The organism is Paenibacillus sp. J22FR21 (assembly GCF_056269135.1).
Map to the genome: position 1 here is coordinate 1 of NZ_JBWDNJ010000001.1, position 15869 is coordinate 15869.

Below are 15869 nucleotides of genomic sequence, written 5' to 3' on the forward strand. Positions count from 1 at the left end.
CCAGTATGTAAGACCCCTGGAAGACGACCAGGTTGATAGGTTCGAGGTGGAAGTGCAGCAATGCATGCAGCTGACGAATACTAATCGGTCGAGGGCTTATCCTACGAACATTCGCTCGGATGTTCAACTTCGGACAACAATCAGCTAATGATGACCTTCGCAAAGGTTCGTATCCAGTTTTCAAGGCGCAATACGCCATACATAATGAACCGACCAGAAGCAACTGGTCGGTTTTTTGTTGTGCAAAAATGAAGGATATGGTACCTTGATCTTCGAATACATGACGTTATGGAGAACGCTTACAGACAATAGATCAAGGGGATGCTGCGTGTGTGGAGAAGGATTCAAGGGAATGCAAGAAACTGCTTGCTCTATGAGCCGCTGTTTCTGATCCCATTTAACATGTACATGACCTACGCCTCGATCTATATGCTTGAACTGGGGGTAAGCGAAACTCAGATTGGGCTCATTACATCAATCGGGATGACGATGCAAATCTTCACTTCTTTAATCAGCGGTCATTTGACTGACAAAATGGGCAGGCGGCGTGCGCTGCTCGTTTATGATGTCATTAGTTGGAGCGTCGCGACCTTGATCTGGGCAGTTTCACAGAATTTCTGGTTCTTCCTGGTGGCCGCGGTCGTGAACAGTTTTCAACGTGTGCCGACTACCGCTTGGTACTGTCTGCTCGTGGAAGATACCGATCCAAAGGATCGTTCCATCGTGTTTACCATTCTTATGTTTATCGGCGTTATTGGAGGGTTGTTCGCGCCGCTTGGCGGCTTGTTTGTGAGTCAATTCACATTAGTGCCGGCAATGCGCATTATGTATGTGATTGCTTTTGTAGGGATGACTATCATGATGATTGTCCGTCATTTAACTACGCATGAAACTGCAATAGGCATTAAGAAGATGGAAGAAAGCTCGACAGTCAGCCTTTCGGATACGATTACCGAATACAAAGATGTCATGAAGATGATCGTAGCGAATAAAGCACTGATGATTATTTTCGGCGTGTACATTCTATTCAATTTTCAAATGACTCTCCGGAATACGTACTTGTCTGTATATTGGGTGGATGCCCTGCATATCAATGATTCGGTGATCTCGATTTTCCCGGCGATTTCATCTGCTGCTATGATCTTATTCCTGATGGTGGTTACACCAAGACTTAAGGAGCGCCTCGCCAATCGATACATGATCGTGGGTTTTCTGATTTCAGCGGTGTCGTTCGTCATGCTGTTGACAACCGGGCCTGAGAACATTACGGCGACGATTATGAGTACGGTTCTGATGGCCATCGGCGGACTGCTGGCAAGCCCTTATTTGGAGTCTTCCATACAGAATGCGATCGATGACCATAACAGAGCGAAAGTCTTCTCCATTCTTGGTGTACTCATTCTGATTTTCACGTTTCCTGCAGGTATACTTGGCGGATGGACGTATACGATCAATGCAAAGTTTCCGCTAGTCTTTATCGTCGTGGCGTTTCTGGTTAGTGTAATTATGATGGTCCTTTATGCAAGAAGAACCTCGCGTACAGCCGTTCACAGCTCCATCTCTGGTTAGTAATATTTGTTAGTAAAAGGAAAAACCGTGCTGCTGATGAGGAGTCAGAGCATGGTTTTTTATGTTTTTGCGCGAACAGTGTCAATGTACAATTTGCGATATGAAGTAAAGAATGGAATATATAAACATCAAATGGCCGCCTCTATAATTAGCCTTGTAAGCACCACTACAAAGTAAAGGGGTAGGACATGAAACGGTATGCAAAGCTAGCAAAAGGCGTTACGCTCTCACTCGTCCTTGGCATGCTTCCAACGCTTGCTGCTTGTTCCGACAACAACAACAGCAATCAAGAAGCATCGAACACCAAAGCAACGGCGACGAACAATCAAGCTGCAAACAATGGTGCAGCAGCAACCGATGAGAAGCCGGCGGCTGATATTTGGAACCAGAAATTCGATCCTCCGATTACGATTACAACTGCGGTTGTAGATGATGGCGCTTCCAGGGGGAATGCCTTCAAGCCCGGAGAGTCGATGGAAGACAACGCTCATACCCGCTGGATGAAGGAAAACATGGGGATCGACATTAAGTTCGATTTTATCGTAACGAAACCGGAAGATTATGATACGAAAATTCGACTGCTGCTCTCCAGCAACGGCAAGCTGCCGGATGTATTCTCGGCACCAGGCGATTCGGTTCAGAATCTGATTTCTGCAGGTCGGGTAATGCCGCTTGATGAAGCGATAGAGAAATATGCGCATCCGGAATATAAGAAGATTCTTGAGAAATACAACTATGCACTGGGTGGAGTAAAACGTGACGGTAAGCTTTACGGACTCCCAAGCTTCTTCATGGGCGATGAAGGAACGGTCATGTGGGTGCGTAAAGATTGGCTGGATACACTTGGTTTGCAGCCGCCTAAAACGATCGCTGAACTTGAAAACGTTCTCAAACAATTCACCGAGAACGATCCGGACGGCAATGGCAAGGCGGATACATTCGGCTTGGCAGTACCGTTAAAAGAAGGTCCATGGACGTGGATGGGTCAAACGGACGCGATTGTCGGCGCATTTACGAAGCAAATGATCAATACGTACGACGTGACAAGCTACTGGAACTTAGGCGATGACGGTAAACTGAGCTACGGTGCGATTAATCCGGATGCGAAGAAGTACCTGACAACGATGAGAGATTGGATGAGCAAGGGCTACATGGATAAAGAAGCTGGGATCAAAGATCCAATGAAAGCTTCCGAGATGGCTGCAAGCGGCAAAGCAGGCGTAATGTTCGGACCGTTCTGGATGGGCGACTGGCCGCTTAGCGATGTAACCAAGCTGAATCCAAAAGCAGATTTCGAGCCATTCGAGCTTCCGGCCGGCGCTGACGGAACGGTTGGCCGCGCTGAGAAATCGATCACGGGCGGCTTCACGATGTTCAACAAAGACTTCAAAGATATCGAAGCATGGTTTGCATACTTCAACAAAATCTTCGCTAAAAACCTGGAGCAAGAAGGGGATCCGTACTTCGATCCACGCTTCAAGGACGGTTATCACGAAGGTTACGATTATGTGAATATGGACGGTAAAATCATCAAAGGCAACTACAAGGACGAAGGCGTTCCGGAAGACAAATGGCCGCTGAAAGACGGCAGCCGGATGGATATGCGTTTCATGATCGCAAGCATCATTGGCGGTACGACAACAATTCCGTTCTCCAATGACGCTCCGATCAAGAAATTCCTTGCAGATCCGAACGCAGAGCCTCTGACAACAAGAGAGTTCGACGTGAAACAGATGGCGAAGAAACAAATCGTTGCCGCAGGTGTCCGGATGAACCAAGGCATCGAAGAAGGTAAAAACTATTTCACCGGTCCGATGACAGCTACGATGAAATCCAAGGGCGAGCTGCTGAAGAAACTCGCTACGGAGAGCTACTTGAAAATTATTTACGGCGAGAAGCCGCTCGAGTTCTTCGATGAGTTCGCTAAGCAATGGCTGGACAATGGCGGCGAGAAGATTACCGAAGAAGTGAATGAATGGTACGCCGATAGTATCAAATAACGAGCATGAAGTGACAGAGTACAAACGGGGGAGAGGCTGCTGCAAGCTGTCGCCGATCCCCCGTTTTTCTATGGAAAGGAAGGATGCAGCGTGGCGTCATATTGGAGGAAGACATGGCCGTTTCATTTACTGGTGTTGCCTGCGTTAGTGTTATGTATCATTTTTAATTACATTCCGTTATTCGGCGTCATCATAGCCTTTGAAGACTATCAGCCATGGCTTGGCATCACCAAGTCGGCATGGGTCGGACTGGAGCATTTCCGCACCTTGTTTGAATATCCGGACAGTAAGCAGGTCATCTGGAACACGCTAATAATTGCATCGTTTAAACTAGTCATTAATTTGTTTATCCCGATTATTTTTGCGCTTCTGCTTAACGAAGTTGCCAAAACCTACTTCAAACGAATTCTACAGACACTTGTTTATTTGCCACACTTCCTATCTTGGGTAATTCTTGGCGGGATCATGATCGATATCCTATCTACGGATGGCGGGATCGTGAATAGGCTGATCGAAGCGTTTGGCGGCAAGAGCATATTCTTTCTAGGTAACGGCCAATGGTTTCGTTTTACGGTCATTGTAAGCGACGTGTGGAAGGAATTTGGCTTCTCGGCGATAATTTTCCTGGCTACGCTCGTTGGCATCAATCCGGCTTTATATGAAGCGGCAGAGATTGACGGGGCCACCCGTTGGCAGCAAGTCATTTACATATCCATACCACTCATACTGCCTATCGTTATCGTAGTAGCAACATTGTCCCTTGGGCGTATCTTGGATGCGGGATTCGATCAAATCTTAAATCTCTACAATCCGCTTGTATTCTCGCACGGTGACATTATTGATACGTTTGTGTATCGCGTTGGCTTGAACAATGGGCAATTCAGCTTTGGTACGGCCGTGGGGCTATTCAAGTCGGTGATCGGCTTCATCTTGATTATTGTCAGCTACAGATTGGCGTACAAGCTAGCCAACTACCGAATCTTCTAAAGGAGGCCCGTAATGAAATTTCGCTCCCGAGGTTACGCTGCGTTTGCGATTTCTAATAACATTCTGCTGAGTTTACTTGGCATTCTCTGTATTCTTCCATTGATCCACGTCTTTGCGGTGTCCTTCAGTTCTCGTGCAGCTGCTACAGCTAATATCGTCAACTTCTGGCCGATCGGCTTTACATTGGACGCTTATGCGAAGACATTGGCCAATGAGAAATTTCTATTGGCGATGTGGATCGGCGCAGAGCGTACGATACTGGGTACGGTCATTTCCATGGCTGTCATAACGATGGCGTCCTACAGTTTGTCGAAAACAAGCCTTCGCTTCCCCGGGCGTCAAGTGTACACGTGGATCTTCGTCTTCACGATGTTATTCTCAGGAGGCCTCATTCCTTCGTATATCGTCATCAGCAAGCTTCATCTGCTAGATAGCATCTGGGCGCTCGTATTGCCCGGAGCGGTAAGTGTGTGGAATATGATCCTCATGCTCAACTTCTTCCGAACCATTCCACAGGACCTTGAAGAAGCGGCCTATATCGATGGTGCAGGTCATTTACGCGTACTATGGAGTGTTTATTTACCGGTATCCATGCCATCTATCGCTACATTGTCACTGTTCACGATGGTATCGCACTGGAACTCTTGGTTTGATGGCATTATCTATATGTCGAAGCCGGATGGCTACCCGCTAGCCTCGTATCTGCATTCCATGATTGTCAGCGACAACTTATCCCGTATTGGCGTATCGACGGAGTCGATTGCCAACTTCTCGAACCGAACGGTCAAAGCAGCGCAAATCTTCATCGGCGCACTGCCGATTCTGATGGTGTATCCGTTCCTGCAGAAGTATTTTGTCAAAGGGATCGTGCTCGGTTCTGTAAAATCTTAATCGATATTCAGGCCAAAGAGGAACGGAATCGGACGGTGACCATGCATGATGCGATTCAGACGTGTCGTAGGCGGCAGAATTAATATTTTTACCAAGATTATGATCGTCATCGTGCTCCTGCTTGTACCGATCGTGATGATGTACAACTCCTCTAACAAAATAAGCACAGGCGTAGTGGAACGAGAGCTGCTTCAGGTTAACCTGAATCGGCTCCGTTTCTTTGTCGATCAGATGGATACGGAGGTAGATCGGCTGTGGAGGGCGGCATTCGTCATCGCCAGAGAACCGGATGTGGTTCAGTTGCAGTTCCGATCCTCAAACGTGCAAACCTATTCGAGGCTTGAAGCGAAGAAGCTGCTGCAGGAGAAGCTCGATATGCAATCGACCACCTTAGCCTGGACCAATAAACTGACTGTCTTCTCACCGCCGTCCGGTGTAGCAGTATCGACCAATTGGATGGAAGAGTACAATGAAGCTTATTTCGAGAATGCGGTTCAAGACTATTGGGATTATCGACTTATTGAAACGGAACGGGGAGAAGAGAAGGCGTTCGTGCGCCATTTGATATTGCCCTTTACCCCGCAGGGAAAACCCGAGAATCCGAATTTATATGTGGAAGTAACCTTCTCGACGGAGAATCTAGTCCACATGCTGGAGCGGTTCATGCAGGGCAGCGGCGGCAAGCCTTTCTTATATAATCCGTCATTCGAGACGATTCAAACGCATGATTCGGATAAGCAGTTGATCGGGGAGATGACTCGTCAATTCGCCGTCCTGAAACAGAATGCGCTGAATAAAGAAGGCTCCATCAAGATTACGTTTCACGATGAGCCATACCTGGTTAACTATGCGGCATCTGCTGCATTAGGCTGGTATTTGGTTGATTTTGTGCCGATGAAGAAGGTGCTGCAGCCGATTGATCAGAGCAAACGGATTTTCTATGGGGCAGGGCTGCTGCTTCTGGTGCTTGGTGTTGCAGCTGCGGCACTGCTGTATCGGAATGTACAAAGGCCGATCTATGAGTTAATTCGTGCGGTGAAGTCGCTGCGCCGTGGTGAATATGGTCATCGCATCGAACGCGAGCCGCAGAATGAATTCCATTATTTAATCGAGCAGTTTAACTTGATGTCAGACGATATCCAAACGTTAATTGATAAGGTTTATATCGAGGAGCTTCGCGCGAAGGAATCCTCGCTGAAACATCTGCAAGCGCAGATTAATCCGCATTTCTTATACAATAATTTCGCTTATATCCAAAGTATGGCGCAGCTGGACCGGACGAAAGCGATTGTCGCTTTCACTCAGCATCTAAGCCAATATTATCGCTATACGACGAAGACGGAGCAGCAGCTGACCTTCCTCGCGGAAGAGATGGATCTGCTTCGCAATTACTTGGAAATTCACCGGATGCAGTCGGAACGGCTTCGCTACGATGAACATATTGAAGAAGGCATGATGCAGCTGCTCCTGCCGCGGCTTCTCCTTCAGCCGCTTGTCGAGAATGCGATCGTGCATGGTATGGGTGGAAGGAAAGGCGAATGCCGGATTATCATCTCCGGCTATCGGACCGAGAACGGCTGCGAGCTTGCGGTTGAAGACAATGGAATCGGCATGAAGCAGGAGGCGATTGCGGCTCTCTGCAGCTCCCTTCAGCAATCCAGTGCGTTGCAGAGTCTCGGATTATGGAATGTGCATCAGCGATTGCGGCATTATTTTGGCCCACTATCGGGTTTGCATATCGATCACTCTGCTTTAGGCGGATTGCGTGCACGGCTCGTAATTATCAAAGAGGGAGGCGATTCCCATATTTGAAATACTGATCGTCGACGACATCCCTTCTCAGGTGGATAGCATCGCGGCAACGATACCGAAGGATGAGCTCGGTATTGTGCGTATTCATAAGGCGTTCTCAGGCGAAGAGGCGCTCGCGATATTCCGAGAGCATTCCATTCAGCTTGTCATTACGGATATTCGGATGCCGGAGATGAGTGGCGTTGAATTAATCCAAGAGATTAGAAGAACGAATCAGAAAGTGAAATTGATCGTTCTGTCGGGGTATGCGGATTTCGAATACGCGCAAAGTATCGTACCGTTTAACACTTCAGGCTACCTCATGAAGCCGGTTAACCCGGAACAGCTGCGCTCGAAGCTGGAAAAACTCGTAGACGAGATTGCGGACGAGCTGAAGGTGCATAATCAGCAGCAGCGCAGTGTGTATGCTTACAGAGAGAACCTGCCAACCTTACGCAGCGAGCTGCTGGGACGGTTATTAAGCGAGGGACGCGTAGCAGATGCGGAGCTTGAGCGGAAACTATCCATGTTGGAGCTGCCTTTCTCGACTCAACAGGATACCGGTATGTTCGTCGTACGACTGGAAGGGCGAATGCAGGACTATAAACGAATGGATCGAGCACTCATTGAATATGCGGTCATGAATATGGCGGAGGAAGTGTTTCATGATGCGTTCCATCTATGGTTCTGCTTGGATCAGAATGAATATCTTGTATGTATCGCCTCGCCAATCGGGAGCAGAGACGGCATATTCACAGGGATGGACCGCTCTGCACTCGATTGCCGAGCAGCCAAGCTGAAGAAGAAGGCGGAATCGCTGCTAAACAACAGCTTGTCCGTTGCGGTGGCCGTGAAAGGGACAGCCTTTCCGGAGGGATTGCCCAAGCAATACCGAATGATCGTGAACGGGATGAGGACAATTGAGAAGGATAGCCTGCAAAGTGTATTTCTGCGCGTGGATGATGGGCCGGAGACGCCCGCAATCGGGAATATGACTTCCCTGTATAAGCCGCCTCTGCTGCTGCATTTGCTCGATACCGGGAATTGGGCCGGAGCAGACAAGAAGCTGAATGAAATTTTCGATGAATTGAGAAGTGTTCATTACCCGCCGGAGTATGCGAATGAAGCGTATTTTACGATCGCAGGGGCTTATCAGTATATGGCGCATAAGAAGGGGAAGCTGCTGAGTGAGCTTGGCAGCTCTACCTTCGGCCTTATGCCTGCCGCTCCTTCCTTAGCGCAGCTGGAGAGGTGGGCTTACTTCCTCTTTCGAAGTATTCAAGAGCTGTTCGGCGATCAAGCAGATAAGCAGAAGGTCAGCCTGATGGATAAGGTACATCTTTATGTGGAGCAGAATATGAATGGCAGCCTGTCGCTGCAGTCGGTTGCGGCGCACATTGGCTTACATCCGGCCTACCTGTCACGAGCCTATCGGGCAGAAACCGGTACAAATCTAAGCGATTATATTCTAAAATATCGGATGGAGCTGGCAACCTACATGCTGCGCAGCAGCGATAAGAAAATTTACGAAATTGCGCAGACGCTCGGTTATCAAGCTGTGCCGCATTTTATCAAGCTGTTTAAGGCTCATTCCAATATGACCCCACAGGAGTATCGGGAACGGGCGGTACTATGATCGGATTTGCGGCACAAGGATCGATTTCATAGGAAAAAATGTGCTTATTAAAGGATTTTGCCATGACCCTCCCGAAGTTCTAGGTGTCAGGTTGTCGAATAGGTGGAGGGAAATGTGCATGACGATTGTCAAAGATTTACGAGATGGCGAAGAATTTATCGGTTTCTATCTCATTAAAGAGAGTGAAGTGAAACAAACCAATACGACGCCTCCTAAGGATTTCATGAATATTGTGCTTTCGGATGCCAGCGGTCATGTGGCCGGGAAGCTGTGGGACGCGACACCGTCGGATAAAGAAAACCTAGTACCGCTTACCCTTGTAAAGGTGCAAGGTATGGCTCAGCTCTACCGGGAGAAGCTGCAGGTGAAGATCGTTCGCATTCGTAAGACGACCGAAGCCGACGGCGTTCAGTTAACGGATTTCGTAAGATCGGCACCGGTTCAGCCGGAGGTGCTGCTTGCAGGTATTCATAAGGCCAAAGACAGCATAGCGGATACAGAGATTCGCGGCGTTGTAGACTATTGCTTGAACAAAGTCGGGGATAAGCTGCTTCATGCGCCTGCGGCCAAATCACATCACCACGCGTACTATGCCGGTCTTGTGTATCATATCTCACGGATGCTGGAGCTGGGAGAGTTCATCTGCATGCAGCGGCCGTTCTTGAATGCGGACCTGCTGAAGGCCGGCATCATTCTGCATGATATCGCGAAGCCGGTGGAGATGGTTTCTGAGCTTGGCATCGTGTCAGACTATAGTAATGCGGGCAAGCTGATCGGGCATATCTCGCAAGCCTCGCTGTGGGTAGCGGAAGCGGCAATGCGTCTCGCCATCGATCCGGATTCAGAGCGCATCATGGCTCTGCAGCACCTTGTGCTCTCCCATCATAATCTTGGTGAATGGGGAAGTCCTGTTCAGCCGCAGCTGGCAGAAGCGCTGGCACTGCATCATATCGATTCAATCGATGCGAAGCTGCAAATGATCGAGGATGCTTTCGACACTACAGGCAGCCATGAGGCATGGACGCCGCAAATTCGTGGCTTGGAGAATAAAGCCTTCTACCGGCTTACATTCTAAAAGCTACTTGCGAAGGATGGCGGCAGCCGATTCTTCTTGCTACAATAGAACGTATCACCTTTGTCGGAGGATTGTTATGATTAGATTTGGCGTTATTGGAACGAATTGGATTACGGATTCTATGATCGAAGCAGCAAGCGAAGTGGAAGGGTTCAGCCTAACCGCAGTTTATTCCAGAACCGAGGAGCGGGCGGAGGCGTACGCAGCCAAGCATAACATCCCATTCACATTCACGGATGCTGCGGAGATGGCGGCAAGCAGCGAGCTGGATGCGGTCTACATCGCCTCGCCAACATCGCTCCATGCCGAGCTGGCTATCTTGTTTATGAGCAAAGGGAAACATGTACTGTGCGAGAAACCGGCAGCATCGAATACGCGCGAGCTGCAGCTGATCGTTGATGCGGCGAAACAGTATGACGTTGTTTTCATGGAAGCGATGAAGAGCACGCAACTACCTGGTTTCACGTCGATCATCGAGCATCTGCCGAAGCTTGGGAAGGTCCGGCGGTATTTTGCAAGCTACTGTCAGTATTCTTCGCGCTACGATGCCTACAAAGCAGGACAAGTATTGAATGCGTTCAAACCTGAATACTCCAATGGGGCATTAATGGACCTGGGTGTATATTGCATCTATCCGCTTGTGGTTCTGTTCGGTCAACCGGAACAGATTCGGGCGAGCGGCTACCTGCTGGAATCAGGCGTAGATGGACAAGGAAGCTTGATTGCGAAGTACCCGGACATGGAAGCTTCCATTATGTATTCCAAAATCAGCAACTCCTCGCTGCTGGCGGAAATCCAAGGGGAGGAAGCGACTATGACGATCGACAGCATTAATTTGCCGATCCACATACGCATCCATTACCGGGACGGACGTGTGGAAGATGTGTCCAAACCGGTTGAACGCCACACGATGAGCTATGAGGTGGAAGCCTTTATCGAATTGGTTCAGAGCGGAGAACGGGAATCCAAGCTGAATTCGCATGCGAATTCCATAGCCGTTATGAACATCTTAGATGAGGCACGTCGTCAGCAAGGTTTGGTATATCCAGCTGATCTGAAATAAAAGGAAGAAGCTGCAGTCGCATGAGTTTGATACTCATAGGGCTGCAGTTTTTTTGTGCGCGCAATTAGGGACTTCGATCATCTACACGTTTATAATGTGCGGGGGTGCTGCCCGCCACTTTCTTGAACATGCGGTAAAAATGCGGCAGGCTCTCGAAGCCGCACATGGTTGCGATTTCAGCTACCGTATAATCGGTGTCAGCAAGCAGCTCCTTGGCATGCATGATTCGTTTGGCGATGACATATTCCGTTACATTTAGCCCGGTCATCTGTTTGAACATTCTGGAGAAATAGGAAGGACTGACGGCTGCGCGCGCCGCGAGTGCGGACAAGCTTAAGCTCTCTACCAGATGTGCGTCGATGTAGTTCAGCGCGGATTGCAGCCATACCGGTCGTGATCCGCCATGTTGCTGCTTAGGCTCACCGGGGTTCATTTTGCGATTCGTATGGAGAAGTACGGTCTGCAGCAGCAGCAGCACCGCTTGTCGGTAACCGGGCTTTCGCAGAAGGAACTCCTCGTTCATCTCGTCGATGATGGATTCGATCCGAATGCGTTCAGCCGGGAGCAGCTCAAGGCGGTAATTGCGTAGCGTCTTGGCCAAATCGAAACTGCGCAAGAAAGAGTACGAATCCTTGCCGATTGCGGTCGTTTGCACATATTGTCCGCTGAAGAACATAGCTGATGACGTGAGCGGTTCATCCGAATGAGGGAGTGTACGATGTATCGTATTGCCAGGGATCAGATAGAGATCTCCGGCCTGCATCTCATAGAAGGTATGATTGATAAAGAACGAGCCGGCGCCGCTGTGAACATAGATAATCTCATACCAATCATGAAGATGATCCGGCAGCTCCGACTGCAGATTCTTCGTACTGTGCAGGGCGAGCTCAATTGGCAGCGAGGAGTCGGGATCAAAATGTTTGCGAAGCGGGTTCAACGGATTGTCACCTCCAGGATGTGAATAGTGCAAAAAAAGGTATATTTTCAGCGATATTGATTATTTATATTCTGTTTCTTAGTTTCTATAATTGAACTATATCGAAGCTGAAGAAGATTGTCTATCATTCTGTAACACCGGAAGGCGGAGCTTACGTGGAACACCGTATTGAAACAGGCGCAGACGCATTGTACATGGACGAGCGCGATCATGTAGCAACAGCGCTTCGCGATATGAAAGCAGGAGAATCGATTCATTACCGCAATGCAGCCGAGCTGCAAATGATTACACTCGCAGAGGATATTCCTTTTGGCCATAAAGTGGCGATCTCGGACATTGCTTCCGGAGAAGACGTTCGCAAATACGGAGAAGTCATCGGACGGGCTGTGAAGCCGATTACGCTTGGCTGCCATGTGCATGTACACAATATTGAAGGCATCCGCGGCCGCGGGGACCTGGGGATGAAGGAGGCAGCGCAATGAGTAAGACATTCATGGCGTACGAACGCCCAAATGGAGATATCGGAATTCGCAATCATCTGCTGATCATCCCGACCGTTATTTGCTCGAATCAGGTATGCAGCCGGATTATGCAAATGGTACCAGGCAGCATTGCGATTCCGCATCAGCACGGATGCAGTCAAATCGGCGCAGATAAAGAGCGTACGTTCGATGTACTTGCCGGTACAGGCAAGAATCCTAACGTTGGCGCCGTTATCATCATCAGCTTAGGATGCGAGGTTGTAGACCCGATTGCATTAGCTGAGGAAATTCGCAAAACAGGCAAGCCTGTCGAGGTGTTCGACATTCAATCCGTCGGCGGTTCGGTTAAGGCGATTTCATATGGTACGGAATTGGCGAAACGGATGATGGCTGAGCTGGAGAAAGAAGAGAAGGTGCCGGTTCCGCTTAGCAAGCTTAAAGTAGCAGTCAAATGCGGCGGATCTGACGCCACTTCCGGACTTGCATCCAATCCGGCACTCGGTGCGGCTGCGGATTCGCTAATCGCTGAAGGCGGTTCTATCGTAATTGGCGAGACGACGGAAATTATCGGCGCTGAGCATTTGCTGGCTGAGCGCTGCGTAACGGAGGAGCTCTCTGACCGACTCTACTATATCGTTAGCCGCTTTGATAAAGAGGTTGAACGGATGGGCGCAGACATGCGCGGCGGTAACCCGAGCCCGGGCAACATTGCCGGCGGATTGTCTACGATCGAGGAGAAGTCGCTGGGTTGCATTAGCAAATGCGGCAAAGCGCCAATTAAAGGTATCATAGAATATGCGGAGTATATCCCTGAGAACGGGCTTTATTTTATGGATTCGCCGGGTAATGATATTGAATGCGTATCGGGTATGGCCGCCGGCGGTGTTCATATCGTCTGTTTCACAACAGGTCGCGGCACGCCGACAGGCGCTGCAGTCGTACCGGTCATTAAGATTACCGGTAACAAAATGATGTTCCAGCGGATGGAAGATAATATGGATATTGACGTCAGCGATATGCTGGACGGAACGGCCAGCCTAGAACAAGCGGGCGAGCGGATCTGGCAGGAAATCGTTGAGGTTGCGGAAGGCAAATGGACGAAAGCGGAAGTACTGGGTCATCAGGAGTTCAGTATTAACCGGATCGGACCAAGCTTGTAGAATGGATCGGAGGTGCGTAAGGCGTGAGTGCGATAAAAGAGAATTGGCTGGATCTAGAGTATCGCCCGGCCCTGCCTGCCAATAAGGAAATGGGCATCGGCATTATCGGTGCAGGTGAAATTGTGGATGCCTGCCACCTGCCGGCCTATCAAATGGGCGGTCTACGCGTTGTCGGCATATATGACGTGAATACGGAGCGGGCAGAGAAGCTTGCAGCTAAATTCGGCATTCCGAAAGTCTATAAGGAACTCGATGAGCTGCTTGCAGACCCGGAAGTTCGAATAGCGGATCTCGCAATCCCTGCGAAGATTCAACCGGAGATTGCGGAGCGGGCAGCAGCGGCAGGTAAACATATCCTTTGCCAGAAACCATTGGCAGAATCCTACCCTGAGGCTGTGCGAATTCAACAAGCATGCGAGCGTTATGGAGTCAAAGGTGCCGTCAACCAGCAGATGCGCTGGTCGCCAAGCATTCGCGCGAGCCATACGATCATTCAGCGCGGATGGCTCGGGGAGCTGCTGCAGGCTTCGATTCAAGTGAATGTGAAGCAGGACTTTGCCAACTGGGGCTGGCTGCGTGAAATGCCGACGCTGGAATTCATGTACCACAGCATTCACTACATGGATGCGATTCGTTTCTTGTTCGGTACGCCGGAGTATGTGTACGCCGATGGAGCACGTTTCCCGGGACAGCGCACGATCGGGGAGACGCGCACGCTGCTGCACATCAAGTTTCCGGGAGAAGCTCGCGGCATCATTCATGATAATCATAACCATATCGCTGATGAAGATGACTGGTATGCGACGTATCGCTTCGAAGGCACGGAGGGGATTATCAAAGGGACGAACGGATCGCTTTACAACTATCCGATTGGTCGTGAAGACACACTCAGCTTCTATACGAAAGCGATCCATGAGGATTACTGGTTCACGCCGAAGCTGCATGGCAAATGGTTCCCGCATGCCTTCATGGGGACGATGGGCGAGCTAATGCGTGCCGTGGAAGAAGAGCGCGAGCCAGAGAACAGCGTAGCGGATAATTTGAAGACGATGCAAATGGTGTTCGGGGCGTATTTGTCCATGAAAGAGAACCGTCCTGTGACGCTTCAAGAGATCGCGGATAACGTATAAGTTGGGAAGAGTCTTGTCATGTGCGATGACAAGGCTCTTTTTGTTGTGGCCGTACAGGCACGTATAGGCCGCCGCCTACATACACTGTAGAACAGTCTTCACTGTCGGTAATAGGAGAACGGCTTCGTTGTCTTCCTGTTAGAGGCGAAATTGTATGGAGGTGGCTTTTCGATGCCCGGATTGTTTGCGGCGATCGCATTGTTTATCAAACAGCTGTCGCTCCTTGTTTCTTACGTCAAGAACAACGCATTTCCTCAGCCGCTGCATGAAGAAGATGAGCTTAAGCACCTTCAGCTCATGGCGGAGGGAAATCAAGTTTCGCGCAATCTGCTCATTGAGCATAACCTTCGTTTGGTTGCCCATATCGTCAACACGTTGTGAACATAACCCAACGTCACTACCATACGGGAGGGATAGGAATGTCTGGATTGTTTGCTGCTATTGCGTTGTTCATTAAACAGTTATCGCTGCTTGTTTCCTATGTGAAAAATAATGCTTTTCCGCAGCCGTTGCAGGAGGAGGAAGAAGCGAGGCATATTCAGCTGATGGCAAACGGCGACCAAAAATCCCGGAACCTCCTGATTGAGCACAACTTGCGATTAGTCGCTCATGTCGTGAAGAAGTTCGACAACTCGAAGGAAGATACCGAGGATTTAATATCCATCGGCACGATCGGGCTGATTAAAGCGATTGAATCCTATTCGCCGGATAAGGGCACGAAGCTGGCTACATTCGCTGCGCGATGCATCGAGAATGAAATTCTCATGCATTTCCGTTCCAAGAAGAAATCCAGCAAAGATATCTCGCTGAATGATCCGATCGGCACGGATAAAGAAGGCAACGAAATCTCGTTAATCGATATTTTGGGAACGGAGCAAGACGAAGTGCTAGAGAAGGTGCAGCTGAGCATTGAGAAATCAAAGATCTATCGAAATCTCGATATACTGGATGCTCGGGAACGGGAAGTCGTTGTCGCGAGGTTCGGCTTGGAAACCGGCGGGGAGGAAAGAACGCAAAGGGAAATTGCTAAGGATTTGGGAATATCCAGGTCGTACGTATCTCGTATCGAGAAACGAGCTTTGATGAAGCTGTATCATGAATTTTATAAGGCGAAGCGATAATAGTCGGTTTAAGGCGGCGAGGGATTA

At 49.3% G+C, this 15869-nt stretch carries 13 protein-coding genes, 1 rRNA gene and 1 pseudogene; 14 read left to right on the forward strand and 1 reads right to left on the reverse strand.

The window, feature by feature from the left end; translation table 11 throughout:
• From AC0YNS_RS00005 to AC0YNS_RS00045, 9 genes are all read left to right on the forward strand, one after another.
• Positions 1–104 (forward strand): 23S ribosomal RNA (locus AC0YNS_RS00005); the annotation flags it as partial.
• A gap of 217 nt (positions 105–321) precedes the next feature.
• Positions 322–1569: an MFS transporter gene (locus AC0YNS_RS00010; protein ID WP_475779066.1), complete on the forward strand. Its 1248-nt coding sequence runs from the start codon at positions 322–324 to the stop codon at positions 1567–1569.
• A 188-nt stretch (positions 1570–1757) separates the two neighbouring features.
• Positions 1758–3569, forward strand: coding sequence for a type 2 periplasmic-binding domain-containing protein (locus AC0YNS_RS00015; RefSeq protein WP_475779067.1), 1812 nt, complete (start codon positions 1758–1760; stop codon positions 3567–3569).
• A gap of 90 nt (positions 3570–3659) precedes the next feature.
• Complete coding sequence (locus tag AC0YNS_RS00020; RefSeq protein ID WP_475779068.1) at positions 3660–4556, forward strand: ABC transporter permease; 897 nt, start codon at positions 3660–3662, stop codon at positions 4554–4556.
• 12 nt (positions 4557–4568) lie between these two features.
• On the forward strand, positions 4569–5447 hold the full coding sequence (locus AC0YNS_RS00025) for a carbohydrate ABC transporter permease (protein ID WP_475779069.1): 879 nt from the start codon (positions 4569–4571) through the stop codon (positions 5445–5447).
• A 45-nt stretch (positions 5448–5492) separates the two neighbouring features.
• Positions 5493–7259: a histidine kinase gene (locus AC0YNS_RS00030; RefSeq protein WP_475779070.1), complete on the forward strand. Its 1767-nt coding sequence runs from the start codon at positions 5493–5495 to the stop codon at positions 7257–7259.
• A 7-nt stretch (positions 7260–7266) separates the two neighbouring features.
• The gene (locus AC0YNS_RS00035) at positions 7267–8874 is read left to right on the forward strand and encodes a response regulator (protein ID WP_475780063.1); all 1608 of its coding nucleotides are present in this window, start codon (positions 7267–7269) and stop codon (positions 8872–8874) included.
• 118 nt (positions 8875–8992) lie between these two features.
• Positions 8993–9949 (forward strand): 3'-5' exoribonuclease YhaM family protein, encoded by a 957-nt coding sequence (locus tag AC0YNS_RS00040; RefSeq protein WP_475779071.1) that lies wholly within the window; start codon positions 8993–8995, stop codon positions 9947–9949.
• A gap of 76 nt (positions 9950–10025) precedes the next feature.
• Complete coding sequence (locus AC0YNS_RS00045) at positions 10026–11012, forward strand: Gfo/Idh/MocA family protein (protein WP_475779072.1); 987 nt, start codon at positions 10026–10028, stop codon at positions 11010–11012.
• A gap of 64 nt (positions 11013–11076) precedes the next feature.
• Here the strand turns inward: AC0YNS_RS00045 and AC0YNS_RS00050 are convergent, their stop codons facing one another.
• A complete protein-coding gene (locus AC0YNS_RS00050; RefSeq protein WP_475779073.1) occupies positions 11077–11949 on the reverse strand; it encodes a helix-turn-helix domain-containing protein in 873 nt (290 codons plus the stop codon).
• 155 nt (positions 11950–12104) lie between these two features.
• On the opposite strand from AC0YNS_RS00050, the gene AC0YNS_RS00055 reads away from it, so the two are divergent.
• From AC0YNS_RS00055 to sigK, 5 genes and pseudogenes are all read left to right on the forward strand, one after another.
• Complete coding sequence (locus tag AC0YNS_RS00055) at positions 12105–12431, forward strand: UxaA family hydrolase (RefSeq protein ID WP_475779074.1); 327 nt, start codon at positions 12105–12107, stop codon at positions 12429–12431.
• Positions 12428–13591, forward strand: a complete 1164-nt coding sequence (locus AC0YNS_RS00060) for a UxaA family hydrolase (RefSeq protein ID WP_475779075.1) — start codon at positions 12428–12430, stop codon at positions 13589–13591. The genes AC0YNS_RS00055 and AC0YNS_RS00060 overlap by 4 nt, the downstream gene beginning before the upstream one ends.
• 23 nt (positions 13592–13614) lie before the next feature.
• Positions 13615–14721 (forward strand): Gfo/Idh/MocA family protein, encoded by a 1107-nt coding sequence (locus tag AC0YNS_RS00065; RefSeq protein WP_475779076.1) that lies wholly within the window; start codon positions 13615–13617, stop codon positions 14719–14721.
• A gap of 171 nt (positions 14722–14892) precedes the next feature.
• Positions 14893–15090 (forward strand): annotated as a pseudogene (locus AC0YNS_RS00070) (RNA polymerase subunit sigma-70); the annotation flags it as partial.
• A gap of 50 nt (positions 15091–15140) precedes the next feature.
• Positions 15141–15842: an RNA polymerase sporulation sigma factor SigK gene (gene sigK, locus AC0YNS_RS00075; protein WP_475779077.1), complete on the forward strand. Its 702-nt coding sequence runs from the start codon at positions 15141–15143 to the stop codon at positions 15840–15842.
• Positions 15843–15869: the final 27 nt, after the last annotated feature.